17 protein-coding genes and 1 other RNA gene are annotated in these 16933 nt (G+C 73.5%); 5 read left to right on the top strand and 13 right to left on the bottom strand.

Translation table 11 applies throughout. The features are described 5' to 3' along the window. Positions 1-8: 8 nt before the first annotated feature. Together Ae717Ps2_RS09210 and Ae717Ps2_RS09205 are read right to left on the bottom strand one after the other, a co-directional pair. The gene (locus tag Ae717Ps2_RS09210) at positions 9-716 is read right to left on the bottom strand and encodes a siderophore-interacting protein (RefSeq protein WP_020623720.1); all 708 of its coding nucleotides are present in this window, start codon (positions 714-716) and stop codon (positions 9-11) included. Beyond that, positions 713-1384 (bottom strand): O-methyltransferase, encoded by a 672-nt coding sequence (locus tag Ae717Ps2_RS09205; protein WP_198932155.1) that lies wholly within the window; start codon positions 1382-1384, stop codon positions 713-715. Before Ae717Ps2_RS09205 ends, Ae717Ps2_RS09210 begins: the two co-directional genes overlap by 4 nt. Positions 1385-1496: 112 nt before the next feature. Between Ae717Ps2_RS09205 and Ae717Ps2_RS09200 the strand changes: the two genes are divergently transcribed. Beyond that, on the top strand, positions 1497-2114 hold the full coding sequence (locus Ae717Ps2_RS09200) for a TetR/AcrR family transcriptional regulator (RefSeq protein ID WP_075305719.1): 618 nt from the start codon (positions 1497-1499) through the stop codon (positions 2112-2114). Between the two features lie 107 nt (positions 2115-2221). On the opposite strand, the gene Ae717Ps2_RS09195 is transcribed toward Ae717Ps2_RS09200, so the two are convergent. From Ae717Ps2_RS09195 to Ae717Ps2_RS09180, 4 genes are all read right to left on the bottom strand, one after another. Next, complete coding sequence (locus Ae717Ps2_RS09195) at positions 2222-3178, bottom strand: hypothetical protein (RefSeq protein WP_075305718.1); 957 nt, start codon at positions 3176-3178, stop codon at positions 2222-2224. 117 nt (positions 3179-3295) lie between these two features. Continuing rightward, on the bottom strand, positions 3296-3796 hold the full coding sequence (locus Ae717Ps2_RS09190; RefSeq protein WP_075311619.1) for a DUF3291 domain-containing protein: 501 nt from the start codon (positions 3794-3796) through the stop codon (positions 3296-3298). A 266-nt stretch (positions 3797-4062) separates the two neighbouring features. After that, positions 4063-4461, bottom strand: an RNA gene (gene rnpB, locus Ae717Ps2_RS09185) — RNase P RNA component class A. 166 nt (positions 4462-4627) lie between these two features. Further along, entirely contained in the window at positions 4628-6088 is a 1461-nt protein-coding gene (locus Ae717Ps2_RS09180) for a YdiU family protein (RefSeq protein WP_075305708.1), read from the bottom strand. A gap of 77 nt (positions 6089-6165) precedes the next feature. Here Ae717Ps2_RS09180 and Ae717Ps2_RS09175 point away from each other — a divergent pair, with 77 nt between their 5' ends. Then, complete coding sequence (locus Ae717Ps2_RS09175) at positions 6166-7422, top strand: SLC13 family permease (RefSeq protein ID WP_170918322.1); 1257 nt, start codon at positions 6166-6168, stop codon at positions 7420-7422. 61 nt (positions 7423-7483) lie between these two features. Here the strand turns inward: Ae717Ps2_RS09175 and Ae717Ps2_RS37290 are convergent, their stop codons facing one another. The 5 genes from Ae717Ps2_RS37290 to cobC form a co-directional block, all read right to left on the bottom strand. Beyond that, positions 7484-7651 (bottom strand): hypothetical protein, encoded by a 168-nt coding sequence (locus Ae717Ps2_RS37290; RefSeq protein WP_020622575.1) that lies wholly within the window; start codon positions 7649-7651, stop codon positions 7484-7486. Positions 7652-7849: 198 nt separating this feature from the next. Beyond that, a complete protein-coding gene (locus Ae717Ps2_RS09170) occupies positions 7850-9025 on the bottom strand; it encodes a bifunctional RNase H/acid phosphatase (protein WP_083696066.1) in 1176 nt (391 codons plus the stop codon). Next, positions 8995-9720 (bottom strand): zinc ribbon domain-containing protein, encoded by a 726-nt coding sequence (locus tag Ae717Ps2_RS09165; RefSeq protein WP_020622577.1) that lies wholly within the window; start codon positions 9718-9720, stop codon positions 8995-8997. The genes Ae717Ps2_RS09170 and Ae717Ps2_RS09165 overlap by 31 nt, the downstream gene beginning before the upstream one ends. Continuing rightward, positions 9717-10904: a Nif3-like dinuclear metal center hexameric protein gene (locus Ae717Ps2_RS09160; protein ID WP_075333229.1), complete on the bottom strand. Its 1188-nt coding sequence runs from the start codon at positions 10902-10904 to the stop codon at positions 9717-9719. Before Ae717Ps2_RS09160 ends, Ae717Ps2_RS09165 begins: the two co-directional genes overlap by 4 nt. Next, a complete protein-coding gene (gene cobC, locus Ae717Ps2_RS09155; protein ID WP_075305705.1) occupies positions 10901-11992 on the bottom strand; it encodes an Rv2231c family pyridoxal phosphate-dependent protein CobC in 1092 nt (363 codons plus the stop codon). Before cobC ends, Ae717Ps2_RS09160 begins: the two co-directional genes overlap by 4 nt. 109 nt (positions 11993-12101) lie before the next feature. Between cobC and Ae717Ps2_RS09150 the strand changes: the two genes are divergently transcribed. Then, entirely contained in the window at positions 12102-12560 is a 459-nt protein-coding gene (locus tag Ae717Ps2_RS09150) for a low molecular weight protein-tyrosine-phosphatase (RefSeq protein ID WP_020622580.1), read from the top strand. Continuing rightward, positions 12557-13414 carry a fructosamine kinase family protein gene (locus tag Ae717Ps2_RS09145; protein WP_075333228.1) on the top strand — a complete coding sequence of 286 codons (858 nt, stop codon included), beginning with the start codon at positions 12557-12559 and terminating at the stop codon, positions 13412-13414. Before Ae717Ps2_RS09150 ends, Ae717Ps2_RS09145 begins: the two co-directional genes overlap by 4 nt. A 9-nt stretch (positions 13415-13423) precedes the next feature. Here Ae717Ps2_RS09145 and Ae717Ps2_RS09140 read toward each other — a convergent pair whose 3' ends face one another. Both Ae717Ps2_RS09140 and Ae717Ps2_RS09135 read right to left on the bottom strand, forming a co-directional pair. Beyond that, positions 13424-14701, bottom strand: a complete 1278-nt coding sequence (locus Ae717Ps2_RS09140) for a cyclopropane-fatty-acyl-phospholipid synthase family protein (RefSeq protein WP_075305703.1) — start codon at positions 14699-14701, stop codon at positions 13424-13426. Positions 14702-14738: 37 nt separating this feature from the next. Further along, positions 14739-16103, bottom strand: coding sequence for an FAD-binding oxidoreductase (locus Ae717Ps2_RS09135; protein ID WP_075333227.1), 1365 nt, complete (start codon positions 16101-16103; stop codon positions 14739-14741). A 121-nt stretch (positions 16104-16224) separates the two neighbouring features. Here Ae717Ps2_RS09135 and Ae717Ps2_RS09130 point away from each other — a divergent pair, with 121 nt between their 5' ends. After that, positions 16225-16929, top strand: coding sequence for a dienelactone hydrolase family protein (locus tag Ae717Ps2_RS09130; RefSeq protein WP_020622584.1), 705 nt, complete (start codon positions 16225-16227; stop codon positions 16927-16929). Positions 16930-16933: the final 4 nt, after the last annotated feature.

The following is a 16933-nucleotide window of genomic DNA, read 5'->3' as shown; positions in this document are numbered from 1 at the left end:
CGCGGGAGTCAGTCCATTCCGGTCCTCCCCGGCGCCCAGAACGGCTTGGTCACGACGTTGCGCCGGTGCCAGCCCCGGTCGCGGACCAGGTGCTCGCGCACCATCTGAATGGTCCCGGCCTCGCCCGCCAGGTACGCCGTCCCCGGTGTCTCCGGCAAGTCCAGCTTCGCCACGGCCGCGACGAGATCGGCGGACTTGACGGCCGATCGGCCGTTGCGGTGGATCCAGGTGACCTCGCCGGGTATCGGCAGCCGCTCCTGCTCGGTGTCGACCTCGATCGCCGCGTGCACCGGGGCGCCGTCGTCCAGACCGCGGATCATCGCGCCGAACGCGACCGCGGCGGTCTCGTCCCCGGCGAAGAGGTGGTAGGCGCTGGGCCGGGTGACGAACGAGCCCTCCGGTCCGAACACGCTGACCTCCTCGCCCGGACGGACCCGCCGTGCCCACTGCGCGCCCGGGCCCTCGCCGTGATCGAAGATCCGCAGTTCCATGCGGGTTCGGTCGTACTCCCAGATCGAGTAGGTCCGCAGCGCGCCGACGAGCAGGTCGACGACCGGGTTGGCCGCCCCGGCCTGCACACGGATCTGCTGGCCGGGCTTCACCTCGAGGTCGCGGATCCCGGCGCCGGTGAGGGTGATCGCCCGGAAGCGGCCCGCGAGGGGCTCGACGTGCTCGACGGTCGCCGTCCGGAGCAGGGTGTCGATGAGTCGTTTCACGCGGGCACCGCCTCGGTCAGCACGGAGAACTCGGTGCCGCCGTGGAACGGGATGCGGACCGAGACGAACCCGTGCGCCGGGTCGCGGATCCAGGCGAGGTAGTCGGCGTAGAGGTCCGGCATCAGCCCGACGTTGTCGGTGATGACCAGGGCGCCCGGCCTCAGTGCCGGGGTCACCAGGCGGTGGACCTCGAGTGCGACGTCCGGGAAGCCGTCGTTGAGAAACATGTCGACCGGGCCGTCGAGGGCGCGCAGGGTCTCGCGGGCGTCGCCGACCCGGATCTCGACGTACTGCTCCAGACCCGCCTCGGCGATGTGGGCGCGGGCCCGCTCCGCCTTGCGCGGCACCCGCTCGGCGCTGATCACCGTTCCGCCGCCGTTGTCCCGGACCGCGGCGGCCAGCCAGATCGTCGAGATCCCGAACGACGTCCCGAACTCGACGATCGTGCGCGCGCCCGTGGCGCGGGCCTGGGTGTAGCAGTACGCCGCCTGCTCCTTCTCCAGGGTCAGGAACTCGTCGTCGAACGCGCGGACCTGCTCCTCGGTGAGCTCGACGGGACGCGGGTACTCCGCGAGGTCCTTCGGCGGGACAGGCTCGGGCCGGCTGTCGGACTCGACGTAGAGCCGTTCGAGGACGGCGGCGGTTCGCGGGTCGAGCGTGCTGAGCACCTGGAGCATGGTGAGCCTTCCCTTGGTTGTATCGTCGCAGGTAGAAGCCATATTCTAAGTAGGAGCTCACTTTCTGGGCTACTCGCTTTCGGCCCGCGCACCCGGGAGGGACATGACCCCGCAACAGCGCCGGATCGCCGCACGTCGGCGGCCGCGTCAGGTCCGGGCAGAACTCACCCGCGAGCGGATCCTCACCGCGGCTGCTCACGTTTTCACCACGTACGGCTACGCCGCAGGCACCACGAACCGGATCGCCGAGGAGGCCCGGTGCTCGATCGGCTCGCTGTACCAGTACTTCCCGAACAAGGACGCGATCCTGGCCGAGCTCCTGACCCGGCACCTGGACCAGGGCGCCGCGCCGCTGACGACCGGTGAGGACGCAGGCGATCAGCCGTTGGAGGAGCTCGTGCGGGCGATGGTGCGCACGGCGATCGCGAACCACCGCGACGACCCACGACTGCTGCGGCTGTTCATGGAGGAAGCGCCCCGCGCCGGCGCCGTCATGACGAAGATCGAGGCGTACCAGCGCGGCCGGATGCGCAGGTTCCGGGACCTCCTGGTCCGTCATCCCGAGGCGGGCGTCGAGGACACGGAGGCCGCCGCGCAGATCGTCACGACCACCCTGGAGCTCATGGTCCACGCGCTGTCGGCGGCACCGGACCGGATCCCCGCGCGACGGCTGGAGAACGAGCTGACCGCGATGATCACTGCGTATCTCCGGGGGCGGTAGTCGGCTCGTCGACGGGGATCTGTGCGCTTCCCCGACCCCGCCGTCCGCGCCTCGCAGTCCGTCCGAGGGTTCGTGGAACCGGAGCCACCACCCGCATCATCGCCGGGCTAGCGCGCGCGAATGCCTCCGACCGGTCGCACTCCGGCGCGGGCCAACCGATCTGCCGCCTGCTCGATCAGAGCCGTGGTCGACGGTGACTCCGGTTCCCCGTGCAGAGCGTCCCAGCGGGCGTTGTGAGCAGCCGGCCACAGACTTGCTGCCCACGCGAGTTCCAGCTCGTCGGGCGTGAAGGGTCGACCGCGCACGTTCTGATAAGCGTTCAGGAACGCCTCGGAGCTGGTGAGGCTCGCCAGCGTCGGTGGTTCACCGGGCGAGCGGGGGAACGCCCCGCTCGCAGCACCGACGAGCGCAGCTTCCGGCTGCCAGGCAAGACTGTCCCAGTCGTGTAGCGCCCACAGCGTCGGTCCGTGCCAGCGCAGGTTCTGCGCCTCGAAGTCGGAATGCCCCAGGACGCAGGGCGCGTCCGCCCCGCGCAGCCTGGCCCGCACTCGCTGCGCGATGTCCTCGACGAACTGCGGCACCACACTCTGGTCCCGCTGGTCCAGGAACCCGATGCTCGGCCAGACACCGCGGCCGGCGTGGTCCCAGCAGACCCAGCGCGGATTCGGCAACGGCGGCGCCACCCGCACGTTCTGCAACTCGGCGAGCAGCCAGCCGAAGACTCCCCCATAGCGCGACGCGACCTCGGGAGTGTCACCACCCGAGACCTCCCCACCGGGCCTGAACTCCTCGGCATGGAGGACCATCCCGCCGGAACTGATCGCCGCGGTCAACGGCCTCGGGCACGGGAACCCGCGCTCGGCGAGCTGCGCCTGTGCCAGCACACATGCCTTCGCACGGCTGTCGTCCTCCCTGGCCTTCAGGACCACCTCAGCCCCGTCATCGAGGCACAGCCCCAGAACCACGGACATCTGCGCAACAGCGAACAGCACCTCGACCGGCTCGCTGCCCAGGTTCTCCCGGCACCACGGCCCGACCCAGGCGGGTACCTCGTCCACGAGCATCTCTGCACTGTCTCGCCGAGCCACCGAACCAGCAAGCAGGCCTTGTGCCCCCTGTGTGCCCCCGGCCCGGGGCCGGCCAGGCCGACCCGCGTCACCGACGACGGGAGGCCTCATGTCTCAAGCGCGGCAGTACCAATCGTCGTGTCCGGAGATCGAGTCGGCCTCGGTGCCGGGGATCGGGAACTGGATCCGGAACGTGAACGCCCGAGGCGTCGGTCCGTGAGCCCGGAGATGGGCGAGCCGCTCCTCTGCCTCGTCCACCGAAGGCCGATGCCCGGCCGGGACCCACCACAGCGCCTGATGCATCTCGCCGAGGCGCACGAAACTCTCCCGCTTGCGGCGGAGCACCGCGACATGGGCCGGGTCGCGGTACACGAAGTCGGCCAACGCCTCGACCGAGGCCCACACGGACATGTTGACGATGAGCCGGTCGTCTCCGAACGCCCGGACCGCGGTGGCGTCGCCGTCCTCGGTCTGCATGCGCCACCGGAATCCGGGCGCGTTGTCGACCACAGCGTTCACGGGGGCGAGGGCCTCGACGAACCACCCGAGTTCGGGCTCGGACAGCGGAACCACCGGTAGCGCGATGTTGACCTGTGCAATCTCCCAGTCGCTCACGGAGCCGGACGCTAGCGAGCAGACGGCCCACGGCGCCACCCCCGAGGAAGCGCACACATCAGGCTCCGCCCGGACCCGGCACCGCTCGGAGATCAGGGAGGTGCGGCAGGGCCGGTGACCTGCGCACGGCGCGCCGCGCATGATCATGTCCCGGGCCCATCGCCGGGCTGTGGCACGTCGCGGAGAGACGACGAGAGGTCGCGAGAGCATCTCCGCTGCTCAGCGCACGAACCCCGCTCCCCCGGCGCATGTCGGGGAGAACGGGGCGGACGAGTCGGTCTGTAAGCCGGATCCTGTTCCCGGACACCTCACGGTGCTCCGTTCGGCGACCATCCATCTCGGCCTGCCGTCGCCGGCAGGCTCCAGCGGTCCACCCGCAGGCTCGGGCGGGCAGCCCTCGAACGCCTGCGCAGCCGTACATGTACGGCCTCTCGACCTTGCTCCGGGTGGGGTTTACCGAGCCACCCCGGTCACCCGGGGTGCTGGTGGTCTCTTACACCACCGTTTCACCCTTACCCCCGGCCCTGAGGCCGGTGGCGGTCTGTTCTCTGTGGCACTGTCCCGCGGGTTGCCCCGGGTTGCCGTTGACAACCACCCTGCCCTGTGGAGTCCGGACTTTCCTCGGCAGGACCCGGAGGTCCCGCCGCGGCCGCCCGACCGACTCGTCCGCAACGACGAGGATACTCATGTCGCCACGGCGGCCCGCACGGCCTCCGCCGGTTCGGCGCGGCCCGAGTCCTCGGACAGCGGCGCGCCGACTGGTCGCACTGCGCGGCTGGCCGGTCGCGCGCTACCGGGACTGGCTGGTCTCGGTCGCCCGATGCTCGCTGCTCACGTCCCGCAGAACGTCCTGAACGGCGGCGCGTCCGGCCCGGCCGGCAGGGCGTAACGCTCGTAGCCCTCGCGCTCGGTGAACGGGTCCGCGAGGACCTGCAGCAGCCACTGCACCGGTTCCAGGTCCCCCTCGACGGCGGCGCCCAGCGCCTCCTCGACCAGGTGGTTGCGCGGCACGTAGACCGGGTTGACCCGGTCCATCGCGTCGGCGTCCGGGCCGGCGGCCCGCCAGGACTCCAGCCACGGGTCCAGCGCGCCCGGGTCGGACAGCAGGTCGCGGACCGGCCCCGCGTCGCCGCGGGCGGCCTCGGACAGCCGTCGGAAGAACAGGGTGTGGTCGGGCTTCTGGTCCTCGATCACCGCGAACAGGTCGGCGAGCAGCTCCGGGGTCCCGACGCCGATCTTGGCCAGGTAGCCGCGGTCGTGGGCGGCGCGGTAGGCGCCTGCGAAGCCCGCCAGCTCCTCGGTCGCGAGGCGGACCGCCTCCTCCTGGGAGTCGGCGAACAGGCCCAGCAGCGACTCCCCGAAGCGGGCGAGGTTCCACTGCGCGATGCCGGGCTGGTTGCCGTAGGCGTAGCGGCCGCCGGAGTCGATCGAGGAGTACCAGGTCGACGGGTCGTGGGCGTCGAGGAACGCGCACGGGCCGTAGTCGATGGTCTCCCCGGAGATCGTCATGTTGTCGGTGTTCATGACGCCGTGCACGAACCCGATCTGCATCCAGCGCGCGATCAGCTCGGCCTGGGCGGCGATCACCGCGCGGTAGAACTCCAGCGGCGTGGACGCCTGCGGGTGGTGCCGGGCGATGGCGTACTCGGTGAGCCGGCGCAGCAGGTCCACCTCACCGGTCGCGGTGTCGCTGCGCGATCCGCCTGCGCTGCTCGCTGCCGCGAACTGGAACGTCCCCACCCGCAGGTGGCTGGCCGCGGTGCGGGCGAGCACCGCACCCGGCTCCGGGCCGCGGTCGCGCAGCACGGGCTCACCGGTCGCGACGACGGCGAGCGAGCGCGTCGACGGAACCCCGAGCGCGTGCATCGCCTCGGAGATCACGTACTCGCGAAGCATCGGCCCGAGCGGGGCCTTCCCGTCGCCGCCGCGGGCGAACGGGGTCCGCCCCGATCCCTTCAGGTGCAGGTCGCGGCGGGTGCCGCCCGGGGTGACGAGCTCCCCGACGAGCAGTGCCCTGCCGTCGCCGAGCCGGGGCGAGTAGTTGCCGAACTGGTGGCCGGCATAGGCCTGCGCGACGGTTGTCGCCGAGTCGGGCACGGTCGTGCCGGTGAGCAGCGCGACCCCCTCGGGGGTGCGCAGCTGCGCCGGGTCCAGGCCCAGCTCACGGGCCAGGGACTCGTTGAGCAGCACCAGCCGCGCGTCCGGCGTCGGGGCGGCCTGCCAGGGGACGAAGAGCCCCTCCAGGTCGCGGACGAAGGTGTTCTCGAACGCGATCTCGGTGGCTGCGGTCATGGGTTCCAGGCTACGGACCCGAACGGTCGGCCGCCGGGGAGCACCGCGACGTCGCAGCGGGATACCGTCCGGTGGTGATCGACCTCCTGCTGGCGGTCGCCCTGCTGGCCGCGGTCCTGGCCGCCGCGACGCTGCGCCCGTTCGGGCTCCCCGAGGCCGTGGTGGCGGTCCCGGCGGCGCTGGTCGCCGTCGTCGCCGGGCTGGTGACCCCGGCCGGGGCGTGGACCGAGATCGGCGAGCTCGCCCCGACCGTCGGGTTCCTCGCCGCGATCCTGCTGCTCGGGCACCTCGCCGACGCCGAGGGCGTGTTCCGCTGGCTGGGCGCGCGGCTGGCGACGGCGTCGGCCGGGTCCCCGCGACGGCTGCTGGCCGCGGTGTTCGTCGCGGCGGCCGGGACGACGGCGGTGCTGAGCCTGGACGCGACGGTCGTGCTGCTGACCCCGGTGGTGCTCGCGACGGCGGCCCGGCTGGGGGTGGCGTCGCGGCCGCACTCGTTCGCCTGCGCACACCTGTCGAACTCGGCGTCGGGGCTGCTGCCGGTGTCGAACCTGACGAACCTGCTCGCGTTCTCGGCGTCGGGGGTGGGGTTCCTGACCTTCGCCGGTCTGATGGCCGGGCCGTGGGTGGCGGTGATCGCCGTCGAGTACCTGGTGCTGCGGTGGGTGTTCCGGCGGGACCTGGCCGCATCGCCGGTGCCGGTCCCCGCCGACCCCGCGGTGCCCGTGCCGGCGGCGCCGGTCGTCGCGCTGGTGGTGCTCGGGCTGACCCTGGCCGGGTTTGCGGTGGCCTCGCCGCTGGGCGTCGCGCCGGGCTGGGTCGCCGCGGCCGGTGCCGCGGTGCTGGCGGTGCGGGCGCTGGTGCGGCGCGAGACCGGGCCGCTGCGCCTGGTCGCGGCCGCCTCCCCCGGGTTCTGCCTGTTCGTGCTGGCCCTGGGGGTGGTCGTCGCCGGGCTCGGCGCGCAGGGGCTGTCCGGCTGGATCGGTTCACTGCTGCCCGCCACCCCGGACCTGACCGGGCTGCTGGTCACCGCGGCCGTCGCGGCGGTACTGGCGAACCTGGTGAACAACCTGCCCGCGACGCTGGTGCTGCTCTCCGCGCTCGGTCCGGCCGCGCACCCCGGGCTGGTGCTCGCGATGCTGCTGGGCGTCAACATCGGGCCGAACCTGACCTACGCCGGGTCGCTCGCGACGCTGCTGTGGCGGCGCATCGCCACCGGCTACGGCGACCCGCCGCAGCTCGGGACGTTCCTGCGGCTGGGGGCGCTCACCGTCCCGTTGGGCCTGCTCGCCGCGACGACCGCGCTGTGGGCCGCGCTCGCGGTCCTGCCGCAGTAGCCCCGAGCGCACGACGGCCCCGCCCGGAGAGGGCGGGGCCGTCGCGGACGGTGGACAGGGATCAGAACTCGTGGGCCATGTCGTGGCCGAGGTCGGTGTCCGGGTCCATCTCGCGGGCCGGGACGCCCATCGGGCGCGAGCTGCCGCGCCGCTGCTGGGGCAGCCGGGCGATCACCTTCATCTCGTGTGCCAGGTCGTAGCCGTAGTCGTGCTCGTGGATCTGCGACATCGCTGTCCTCACCGTCTCTCTGTTCCCCGCCGCCACCGAGACCGTCGTTCACGCTCCGTAGGTTGACCGCCCCGTACGGTGCACGCGAAGCATCGCTCAGGCGAGGAAAGGGGACAACTGTCCGGAGTCGACACCGCCCGAACGGGTCAGGACGGTATCGATCCAGCAGGTGGTGGCGGGCCCCTGACGGGCCGCTGGCTACCGGAGGCCGTCCAGGTAGGACGTCTCGTTGACCAGACGCACCGAGGCGCCCCCGTCGGGGTAGAAGTCGGCGATGTTGAGACACGCCAGGTCGAGGTGCATGCGGTACAGCACCTCGTCGCCGGCGCCGAGCGCGGTGCGCAGCAGCATCTTGATCGGCGTGACGTGGCTGACCAGGATCACCGTCCGCCCGGCGAACTCCTCCACGATCCGGGCCCGCTCGGCCTCGACCCGCTCCCCCACCGCGCGGAAGCTCTCCCCGCCCGGCGGTTCGACGTCGGCGGAGCCCAGCCAGCGGCCGTGCAGCTCGGGGTCGCGCTCGCGGGCCTCGGTGAAGGTGAGGCCCTCCCAGCCGCCGAAGTCGGTTTCGATCAGCCCCTCGCGGACCTCCAGCTCGGTCCCGGTCGACTCGGCGACGGCCGCGGCGGTCTGGCGGGCCCGGCGCAGCGGCGAGGACAGCACCGCCGCCGGCTCGACGCCCTGGCGCGAGAGCCGCTTCGCGATCGCGAGGGCGGCGGCGGCGGCCTGCTGCTGCCCCAGCTCGGTCAGCTCGGGATCCCCGTGGCCGGAGTAGCGGCGCTCGATCGACAGCTCGGTCTGGCCGTGACGCAGCAGGATCAGCCGCACCGGGGACCCGGTCTGCCCGGTCCAGGCCGCCGCTGCCGCCGAGTCCGTCGACGCGGTCGCCCCGGCGGGTGGCTTCGGCGCGGGCCCTGCCGCGGCGGACGGGTCCAGAGTCGGGCTGGACTCGCCGTCCATCGCGCGGTTGGCGAGCGCGTCGGCGCGGGCGTTGTCCTTGCGCGGGATCCACACGAAGGTCACCGCGTCGAAGCCCGCGGCCAGTTCGCGCGCGGCGTCGGCGAGCTCCTGCAGCGGCGGGTGCTTGATCTTCCAGCGCCCGCTCATCTGCTCGACGACGAGCTTGGAGTCCATCCGGGCCTCGACCTCGGTGGCCCCCAGGTCACGGGCAGCGGTCAGCCCGGCGATCAGGCCGCGGTACTCGGCGACGTTGTTGGTGGTGATCCCGAGGCCGTCGTAGACCTCACCGAGCACCTGGCGCGCTCCGGCGTCGAGCACGACCGCGCCGTAGCCGGCGGGCCCGGGGTTGCCGCGGGAGCCGCCGTCCGCCTCGACGACCAGCTTCACCGGCCACGCACCAGGATCGCTCCGCACTCCTCGCAGTGGACGACCTCGTCGGCGGGCGCCGTGCGGACCTGGCTGAGGAAGGTCCGGTCGAGCTCGAGCCGGCAGGCGCCGCAGCGGGACTCGCGCAGCTGCCCGGCAGCGACCCGGCCGCCGGCGCGGATGCGCTCGTAGTCGGCGAGCAGGTCCGCGGGCAGCGCGGCGACGAGCTCGGTGCGGGCACGGTCGCGCCCGGCGCGGGTGGCGTCGATGTCGCCCTCGGCGGACTCGCGCTTCGCGGTCACCTCGCCGACAGCGGTCTCGGCCTCGGCCAGCTCGCCACGGGCGTGGTCGAGCTCGATGCCGACCGCCTCGCGCTCCTCCATGATCCCGAGCTGCTCGTCCTCCAGGATGCCCTGGCGGCGGGCGAGGGTGTCGAGCTCGTGCTGCAGCTCGGTGGCCTGCTTGGCGGAGATGCCCGAGCCGGCGAGCAGGGTGTGGTCGCGCTCGGTGCGGGCCCGCACGCCGTCGATGTCGCGTTCGAGCCGGGCGATGTCGCGGTCGAGGTCACCGGCACGGGTCTCGGCGCGGACCACGGCGTCGCGTGCCGCCCGGACGCGCTGCTCGGCCTCGTCCAGCTGCGCGAGCTCGGGCAGCGTCGAGCGCCGGTGGGTGAGCCGGCCGATCTCGGCGTCCACCTCGGCCAGCGTCACCAGCTTCGCCTGCGCGGTGGGATCGGCCTTCATGCACTCGCCTCCGGTTGTCCTGCTGTCGTGTCGGATCCGCTGCTCGGGGCGGCGGTGGTCCAGGGGTCGGTACGGGCCTGCGAGACCGCGACCGAGACGCTACCTGCGAGGGCCTCGGCCACGACCCCGGCCGCCTGCCCGCACCACGGCCACTCCGAGGCCCAGTGCGCGACGTCGACCAGCGCGGGTGTCGGGCCGCCGGGGCCGGTCCCGGCGAGCGCGTGCTCGGAGGCGGGGTGGTGGCGCAGGTCGGCGGTGACGAACGCGTCGACGCCGGCCCGGGCCGCGGAGTCCAGGGCCGAGTCCCCGGCGCCACCGCAGACGGCGACCCGGCGGATCGGACGGTCCGGGTCCCCGGCACCGCGCACCCCCCAGGCGGTGGCGGGCAGCGCCGCGGCGACCCGGCGGGTGAACGCGGCGAACGGCTCGGCGTCGTCGAGCTCGCCGATCCGGCCCAGCCCCAGCGACGACGGCAGCGGCGCCATCTCCAGCAGGTCGAAGGCCGGTTCCTCGTAGGGGTGCGCGGCCCGCAGCGCGGCGACGACGTCGCGGCGGCGCGACCGGGGCAGCACCATCTCCAGCCGGGTCTCCGCGACGCGCTCCAGGCGGCCGACCGACCCGATGACCGGGGCGGCGCCGTCGAGGGGCAGGAACTGGCCGGTCCCGGCGGTGGCGAACGAGCAGTGGGAGTAGTTGCCGATCGCGCCGGCCCCGGCGTCGGACAGCGCGGCGTGCACGGCGGCGATCGCCGGGCCGACCGGCACGAAGGTGACGATCTTGTCCAGGGCCGGGCCGGGGACCGGTTCCAGCGGGCCGGACACGGTCAGGCCGAGGGCCGCGGCGAGCGCGTCGGAGACACCGGGGTCGGCGACGTCGGCGTTGGTGTGCGCGGTGAACAGCGCGACCCCGGCCCGGATGAGCCGGTGCAGCATCGCGCCCTTCGGGGTGTCGGCGCCGACACCGTGCACCCCGCGCAGCAGCAGCGGATGGTGGGTGACCAGCAGCTGGGCGCCGGAGGAGATCGCCTCGTCGACGGTCTCCGGGGTGGGGTCGACGGCGACCAGCACCCGGGAGACGGTGTCGTCGGGGTCGCCGCAGACCAGGCCGACCGCGTCCCAGTCCATGGCGAGCCGGGGCGGGTAGACCGCGTCGAGGGCGGCGATCACGTCGCGCAGGGTGCTCATGCCGACACCGCCAGCCGGCGCAGTGCCTCGTCGAGGGAGTCGACGAGGCGGCGGGCCGTCTCCGGCGGGCGGACCGCGACGCGCAGGTGGTCGGGCCCGAGACCGGGGAAGGTGTCGCCGCGGCGCACCGCGATCCCGGCCTCGCGCAGCATCCGCCGTACCTCCTCGCCAGTGCCGTCGGGCAGGTGGAGCAGCAGGTACGGGGCGGGTCCCGCCGACACGGCGACGCCGTCGACGCCCGACAGCGCCGTGGCCATCGAGACGCGGTGCGCGGCCAGCTCGCGGGCCTTCCGGTCCGCCGCGGAGACCGCGTCGGGCTCGCAGCAGGCGATGACCGCCTCCAGGGCGGGTGTGGAGACCGGCCACGGTGGGCGGGGTGCGGCGAGCCGGGCCAGCAGGTCGGGGGCGCCGAGCGCGTAGCCGGCGCGCAGCCCGGCCAGTGCCCAGGTCTTGGTCAGCGAGCGGAACACCAGCAGGCCGGGCACGCCCGCGTCGCCGGCGAGGGTCTCCGGCTCGCCGGGGACGGCGTCGGCGAACGCCTCGTCGACGAGCAGGATCCGTCCCGGGCGGGCGAGCGCGCGCAGCGAGTCGGCCGGGTGCAGCACCCCGGTGGGGTTCGTCGGGTTCCCGACGACGACGAGGTCGGCCTCCGCCGGCACCGCGGCCGGGTCGAGCGCGTGTCCGGTCGCGGCGTCGGTCAGCACCCGCACCACCTCCACCCCGCCGCTGCGCAGCGCGGCCTCCGGCTCGGTGAACCCCGGGTGCACGACGGCGGCGAGCCGGGGGCGCAGCATCGGGAGCAGCGCGAAGCCCTCCGCGCTGCCCGCGAGCACCAGCACCTCGCTCGCGTCGCGGCCGTGGCGCGCCGCGACGGCGGCGCGGGCGCGGGCGTCGTGGTCGGCGCGCGGGTAGCGGCCGAGCCCGTCCAGGGTCGCGGCGAGCCGGTCCCGCAGCCAGCGCGGGGGGCCGTCGCCGATCACGTTGACGGCGAAGTCGACGAGCCCGTCGGCGGCCTCGGCGTCGCCGTGGTGCCGCAGGTCGTGGCCGCCCGCGTGATCCGTCCCGGCCGCATGGTGATCGAACGGCATCGGGCCACCCTACGGCGCGCACCGATGCCCTGTGGACAATGGTCCACGCCACCCCGCCCGAGGCGTCAGGGTCGACGTCGGCACCCCCGCTCCCCGGAGGAACGTCGCAGTGAACGTCGTCTTCGTCTGTACCGGCAACATCTGTCGGTCCCCGATCGCCGAGAAGATCCTCGCCGCCGAGGTCGAGGCCGCCGGGCTGGCCGACCGGGTGCGGGTGACCAGCGCCGGGACCGGTCACTGGCACATCGGGCAGCCGATGGACGACCGCGCCGCCGAGGTGCTCGCCGAGCACGGCTACGACACCACCCACAGCGCCCGCCAGGTCGACTCGGAGATCCTGTCCGCGGACCTGCTGGTGGCGCTGGACATGGGGCACCTGCGGACCCTCGAGCAGTCGGTGCCCGATCCCAAGCGGGTCCGCCTGCTGCGCTCGTTCGACCCGGCGGCGCCCGCGGGCGCCGAGGTGCCCGACCCCTACTACGGCGGCCCGGACGGGTTCGCCGAGGTCCACGCCATGATCGAGGCGGCGATGCCCGGCCTGGTCGAGTACGTCACCCGGAACGCATGACCGACCGCGTCGCCCGGCTGACCGGCCGGTCGGTGCGCGAGGGCCCGGCCGGCCACCCGCCGCGCGCGACCCTGGACGACGGCACCGTCGTCGTGGTGAAGGACTCCTCGGCCGACCCGGGTGCGGCCAGGGCCGAGGCCGCGGGGCTGCGCTGGATCGCGGTGCCGGGCGGGCCACCGGTCCCGCACGTGTTCGGCGCCGACGACGCGCTCCTGGTCACCGGGCTCATCACCCCGGGCCGGGCGACGCCGGCCGCCGCCGAGCGGTTCGGCCGGGAGCTGGCGACGCTGCACGACGCCGGGGCCGACGCGTTCGGTGTCCCGCCGCCGGGCGGACCGGAGCTGGCGTGGATCGGTCGCACGCGGATGACGAACCGTCCCCACGACGGCCCCTGGGGCGACTGGTTCGCCGCCGACCGGGTGCTGCCCTACCTGCGGGCCGCCCGGGACCGCGGCTCCCTCGACCCGGCCGGGGCCGCCGTCGTCGAGGCGGTGTGCGGACGGATCGGCGCCCTGGCCGGTCCGGCGGAGCCGCCGGCCCGGCTGCACGGCGACCTGTGGTCGGGCAACGTGCTCTGGGGTCCCCGCGACGACGGGGACGGGGAAGGCGCCGCGTGGCTGATCGACCCGGCCGCGCACGGCGGGCACCGGGAGTCCGATCTCGCGATGCTGGACCTGTTCGGGCTGCCGCACCTCGACGTCGTCCTCGCCGCCTACGACGAGGCCGCCCCGCTCGCCGACGGGTGGCGCGAGCGGGTCGACCTGCACCAGCTGTTCCCGCTGCTGGTGCACGCGGTGCTGTTCGGGGGCGGATACGGCGCGCAGGCCGTCGCGGCCGCGCGCCGTCTCCGCTGATCCCCGGTCTCAGTACGCCCCGTGCTCCCCGCGCAGCGGGAACCCGGACCGACCGCCGTCTTCGAGCTTGACACCCAGCACCTGGTGGAGCTGGATGTTGTTCAGCTCGAAGCCCAGCCGGCACGCGGCCATGTAGAGCCGCCACACCCGGGCCCGGCCGACGCCGACCTCGGCCACGGCGTCGGTCCAGTTGCGCTCCAGGTTCGTGCCCCAGTCGCGCAGCGTCATGGCGTAGTGCTCGCGCAGGTTCTCCTCGTGCCGGATCTCGAACCCCGCCTCGTTCATCGCGTCCACCAGCACCGCGACCGGCTCCAGCTCCCCGTCGGGGAACACGTAGCGGTGGATGAACGGGTCGGTGTGGCGGTGGTCGGGCCGGTACGGCTGGGTGATGCAGTGGTTCAGCATCCGCCCGCCCGGCCGCAGCTTGGCGTACATCGACGCGAAGTAGGAGTCCAGGTTGGACTTGCCGATGTGCTCGGTGAGGCCGATGGAGGACACCGCGTCGTACACGCCGTCGGGGACGTCGCGGTAGTCGAGGTGCCGGACCTCGGCCAGGTCGGACAGCCCCTCGCGGGCGATCGCCTCCTGCGCCCAGGCTGCCTGCTCCTTCGACAGGGTCACCCCGAGCGCGCGGACGCCGTGCTCGCGGGCGGCGTGGCGGACCATGCCGCCCCAGCCGCAGCCGACGTCGAGCAGACGCATCCCCGGCTTCAGGTCCAGCTTGGTCGCGACCAGCTCGTACTTGGCGGCCTGCGCGGTCTCCAGCGACGCGTCGGCGTCGGGGTAGGCGGCACAGGTGTAGGTCATCGACGGTCCGAGCACGAACTCGTAGAACCGGTTGGACACGTCGTAGTGGTGCGAGATGGCCTGCGAGTCACGCCGCTTGGAGTGCAGCAGCCCCTTGGGGCGGGCCTCCAGGTCGGGCGGCGGCATCCGGTGCTCGCGCCAGTAGGGCAGCAGCCGCCGCGCGAGCCACAGCTGCTCCCGGCGCGGGATCGAGTGCAGCGTCACCTCCGACATCGCGCGCAGCGCGGTGTAGAGGTCCCCGTCGACGTCGATCTCCTCGGTGACGTAGGCCCGGGCCAGCCCGAGCGAGCCGGGTGCGCTCACCAGCCGGGCAAGTGCCCGGGGCGAGTTCACCCGCAACGTGACCGGGGCGTCGTCGGGTCCCGTCCGCGACCCGTCGAACGCCTCCACCCGCAGCTCACGCGTCGAGCCCAGGACGCGGGACAGGATCCCCGCCACCGGCTCGAGCGACGCGGTCCGCTGTTCCAGCACTCCTGTCATCGCCGATCCCCTCCCGTGTCGATCCTCGCGGTGCCCCTCAGCGGCCGGTGACCTTCCGGAACAGGTCGGGTGCCCGACCGTCCGGGTCGTACCGCTGCTTCACCGCGCGGTAGGCCGCACCGTTGTAGTGGGCCCAGAACTCGTCCTCGCCGTAGTGCACGGTCGAGTACAGCGACTTGTGCCCGCCCAGGTCGGCGACACACTCTTCGATCAGCCGGTTGTGTGCCCACCGGTCACCCGGTTTCTCCGGCACCGACGACCAGAACCCGACGTTGACGTAGAGCCGGCCCGGCTCCATCGGGTAGAGCGGCCAGGTCCGTTCGCCCCGCAGCTGCAGCGGGCACAGCCACACCGGCAGCACCGGGATCTCGCGGTGGAAGAACTCCAGGAACTCCGGGAGCCGCTCGACGGGGATCTCGACGTCCTGCACGACCATCTCCTCGGCCGTCCCGCCGAGGGCCTCGCGGACCCGGTTGGACGCGCCGTAGCGCTGGTCGAGGGCGACGAGCCGGCGGTAGACGTCCGACCGGCGCCAGCGGCGCGGCCAGAACCGGCGCACCACTGGGTGCTGCACGCCGAACGCCCGCGAGCACCAGAACCAGTCGGTGTCCCAGCGCCACAGGTAGTCGTGCACGGTGAGGTGGTCGACCGGGCGGCGCTGGAGCGACCGGTAGAACACCTCCTGGCCGGTGTAGTCGGAGATCCGGGCGCCCGGCATCGGTGCGTCGACGAACTCACCGGTGGTCAGGTACTGCTCGTCGGGTCCGAACACGACCCCGTCGAGGAAGTCGATCTCCCCCGCGGCGACGAACCGCTCGATCGCCGCCGACGCGGCGGACGCGGTCGGGTAGCGGTGGGGGGTGAGCTTCACGAAGGGCTTCACCGGGGCCAGCTCGACGACCAGCCGCAGGGCGTAGCCGAGCGTGCCGTAGGAGTTGGGGAACGCCGCGAACAGGTCGGCGTGCTCGCCGTCGGGGGTGACGTGCAGCAGCTCCCCGGCCGGGGTGAGCACGTCCATCTCCAGCACCGACTCGTGCGGCAGCCCGGCGTGGAACGACGTCGACTCGACACCGAGACCGGTGACCGCTCCCCCGAGGGTGATGGTCTTGAGCTGCGGGACGACCAGCGGCATCAACCCGTGGGCGAGGGTGGCGTCCACGATGGTCTCGTAGGTCGCCATCCCCTGGACCTCTGCGGTACAGCGCTCCGGGTCCACACCGAGCACACCGTTCAGCGCGGAGGTGTCGAGTCGGCGCGCGGCGGCCCCGGTGTCGCGGTCACCGAACCGGAACAGGTTCGACGACGGTTTCCCCAGCTGGACGGCGCCGGCTCCGGCGCGCGCCCGGCGCAGGTTCTCCACCGCGGCGTCGTGCGCGGTGCGGGTGGCGGTCCCGGCGAGCATGGCGGTGACGATAGACCCATATCGTTTGCGACGCTCAAGATTAACGGAGGGTCCTCCGTCACAGGGGCGCGACGATCTTCCCGGCGGGCGGCACCGGCACCGTCGTGATGTCATCGCCCGCGTGGCACACACCAACGAGAACCCCGCGCAGAACGTCACCTTCCCCTCCGGCGGCGGCACCGCGCACGGCTACCTGGCCCGCCCCGACTCGGGGTCCGGGCCCGGCCTGATCGTCATCCAGGAGTGGTGGGGCCTCACCGACCACATCGTGGACGTCACGAACCGGTTCGCCGCCGAGGGCTTCGTCGCGCTGGCGCCCGACCTCTACGGCGGACGCACCACCCACGACTCCGACGAGGCCGGCAAGCTCATGGCCGAGCTGCCGGTCCAGCAGGCGGCCACCGACCTGGCCGGAGCCGTGGAGTACCTGCTCGGGCGCGACGACGTGACCTCCTCGGCCGTCGGCGCCGTCGGCTTCTGCATGGGCGGCGGCTTCGTGCTGGTCCTCGCCGCGCAGCAGGGCGACAAGGTCGCGGCCGCGGTGCCGTTCTACGGCGTCCTGAAGGAGGACTACCCGTCGTTCGCGAACCTGACCGCGGCCGTGCAGGGCCACTTCGGGGCCGAGGACACCATGGCGACGCCGGACGCGGTGAGCTCGCTCGCCGACCGCATCGAGTCCGAGTCCGGCACCCGCCCGGAGTTCCTGCAGTACCCGGCCGGGCACGCCTTCTTCAACGACGAGAACCACATGGGGACCTACGACGCCGAGCAGGCGGAGATCGCCTGGACCCGCGCGACGCAGTTCCTGCGCGAGCACGTGAAGTAGGCGC

The organism is Pseudonocardia sp. Ae717_Ps2, from assembly GCF_001932475.1.
Classification (GTDB): domain Bacteria; phylum Actinomycetota; class Actinomycetes; order Mycobacteriales; family Pseudonocardiaceae; genus Pseudonocardia.
This window is presented reverse-complemented; position numbering and strand designations above follow the sequence as displayed.

Excerpts from the sequence above, each read along its gene's own strand:
- Ae717Ps2_RS09200 (WP_075305719.1), top strand. The coding sequence starts at position 1,497 with ATGACCCCGCAACAGCGCCGGATCGCCGCACGTCGGCGGCCGCGTCAG.
- Ae717Ps2_RS09195 (WP_075305718.1), bottom strand. The coding sequence starts at position 3,178 with ATGCTCGTGGACGAGGTACCCGCCTGGGTCGGGCCGTGGTGCCGGGAG.
- Ae717Ps2_RS09180 (WP_075305708.1), bottom strand. The coding sequence starts at position 6,088 with ATGACCGCAGCCACCGAGATCGCGTTCGAGAACACCTTCGTCCGCGAC.
- Ae717Ps2_RS37290 (WP_020622575.1), bottom strand. The coding sequence starts at position 7,651 with ATGTCGCAGATCCACGAGCACGACTACGGCTACGACCTGGCACACGAG.
- Ae717Ps2_RS09165 (WP_020622577.1), bottom strand. The coding sequence starts at position 9,720 with ATGAAGGCCGATCCCACCGCGCAGGCGAAGCTGGTGACGCTGGCCGAG.
- Ae717Ps2_RS09160 (WP_075333229.1), bottom strand. The coding sequence starts at position 10,904 with ATGAGCACCCTGCGCGACGTGATCGCCGCCCTCGACGCGGTCTACCCG.
- cobC (WP_075305705.1), bottom strand. The coding sequence starts at position 11,992 with ATGCCGTTCGATCACCATGCGGCCGGGACGGATCACGCGGGCGGCCAC.
- Ae717Ps2_RS09145 (WP_075333228.1), top strand. The coding sequence starts at position 12,557 with ATGACCGACCGCGTCGCCCGGCTGACCGGCCGGTCGGTGCGCGAGGGC.
- Ae717Ps2_RS09140 (WP_075305703.1), bottom strand. The coding sequence starts at position 14,701 with ATGACAGGAGTGCTGGAACAGCGGACCGCGTCGCTCGAGCCGGTGGCG.
- Ae717Ps2_RS09135 (WP_075333227.1), bottom strand. The coding sequence starts at position 16,103 with ATGCTCGCCGGGACCGCCACCCGCACCGCGCACGACGCCGCGGTGGAG.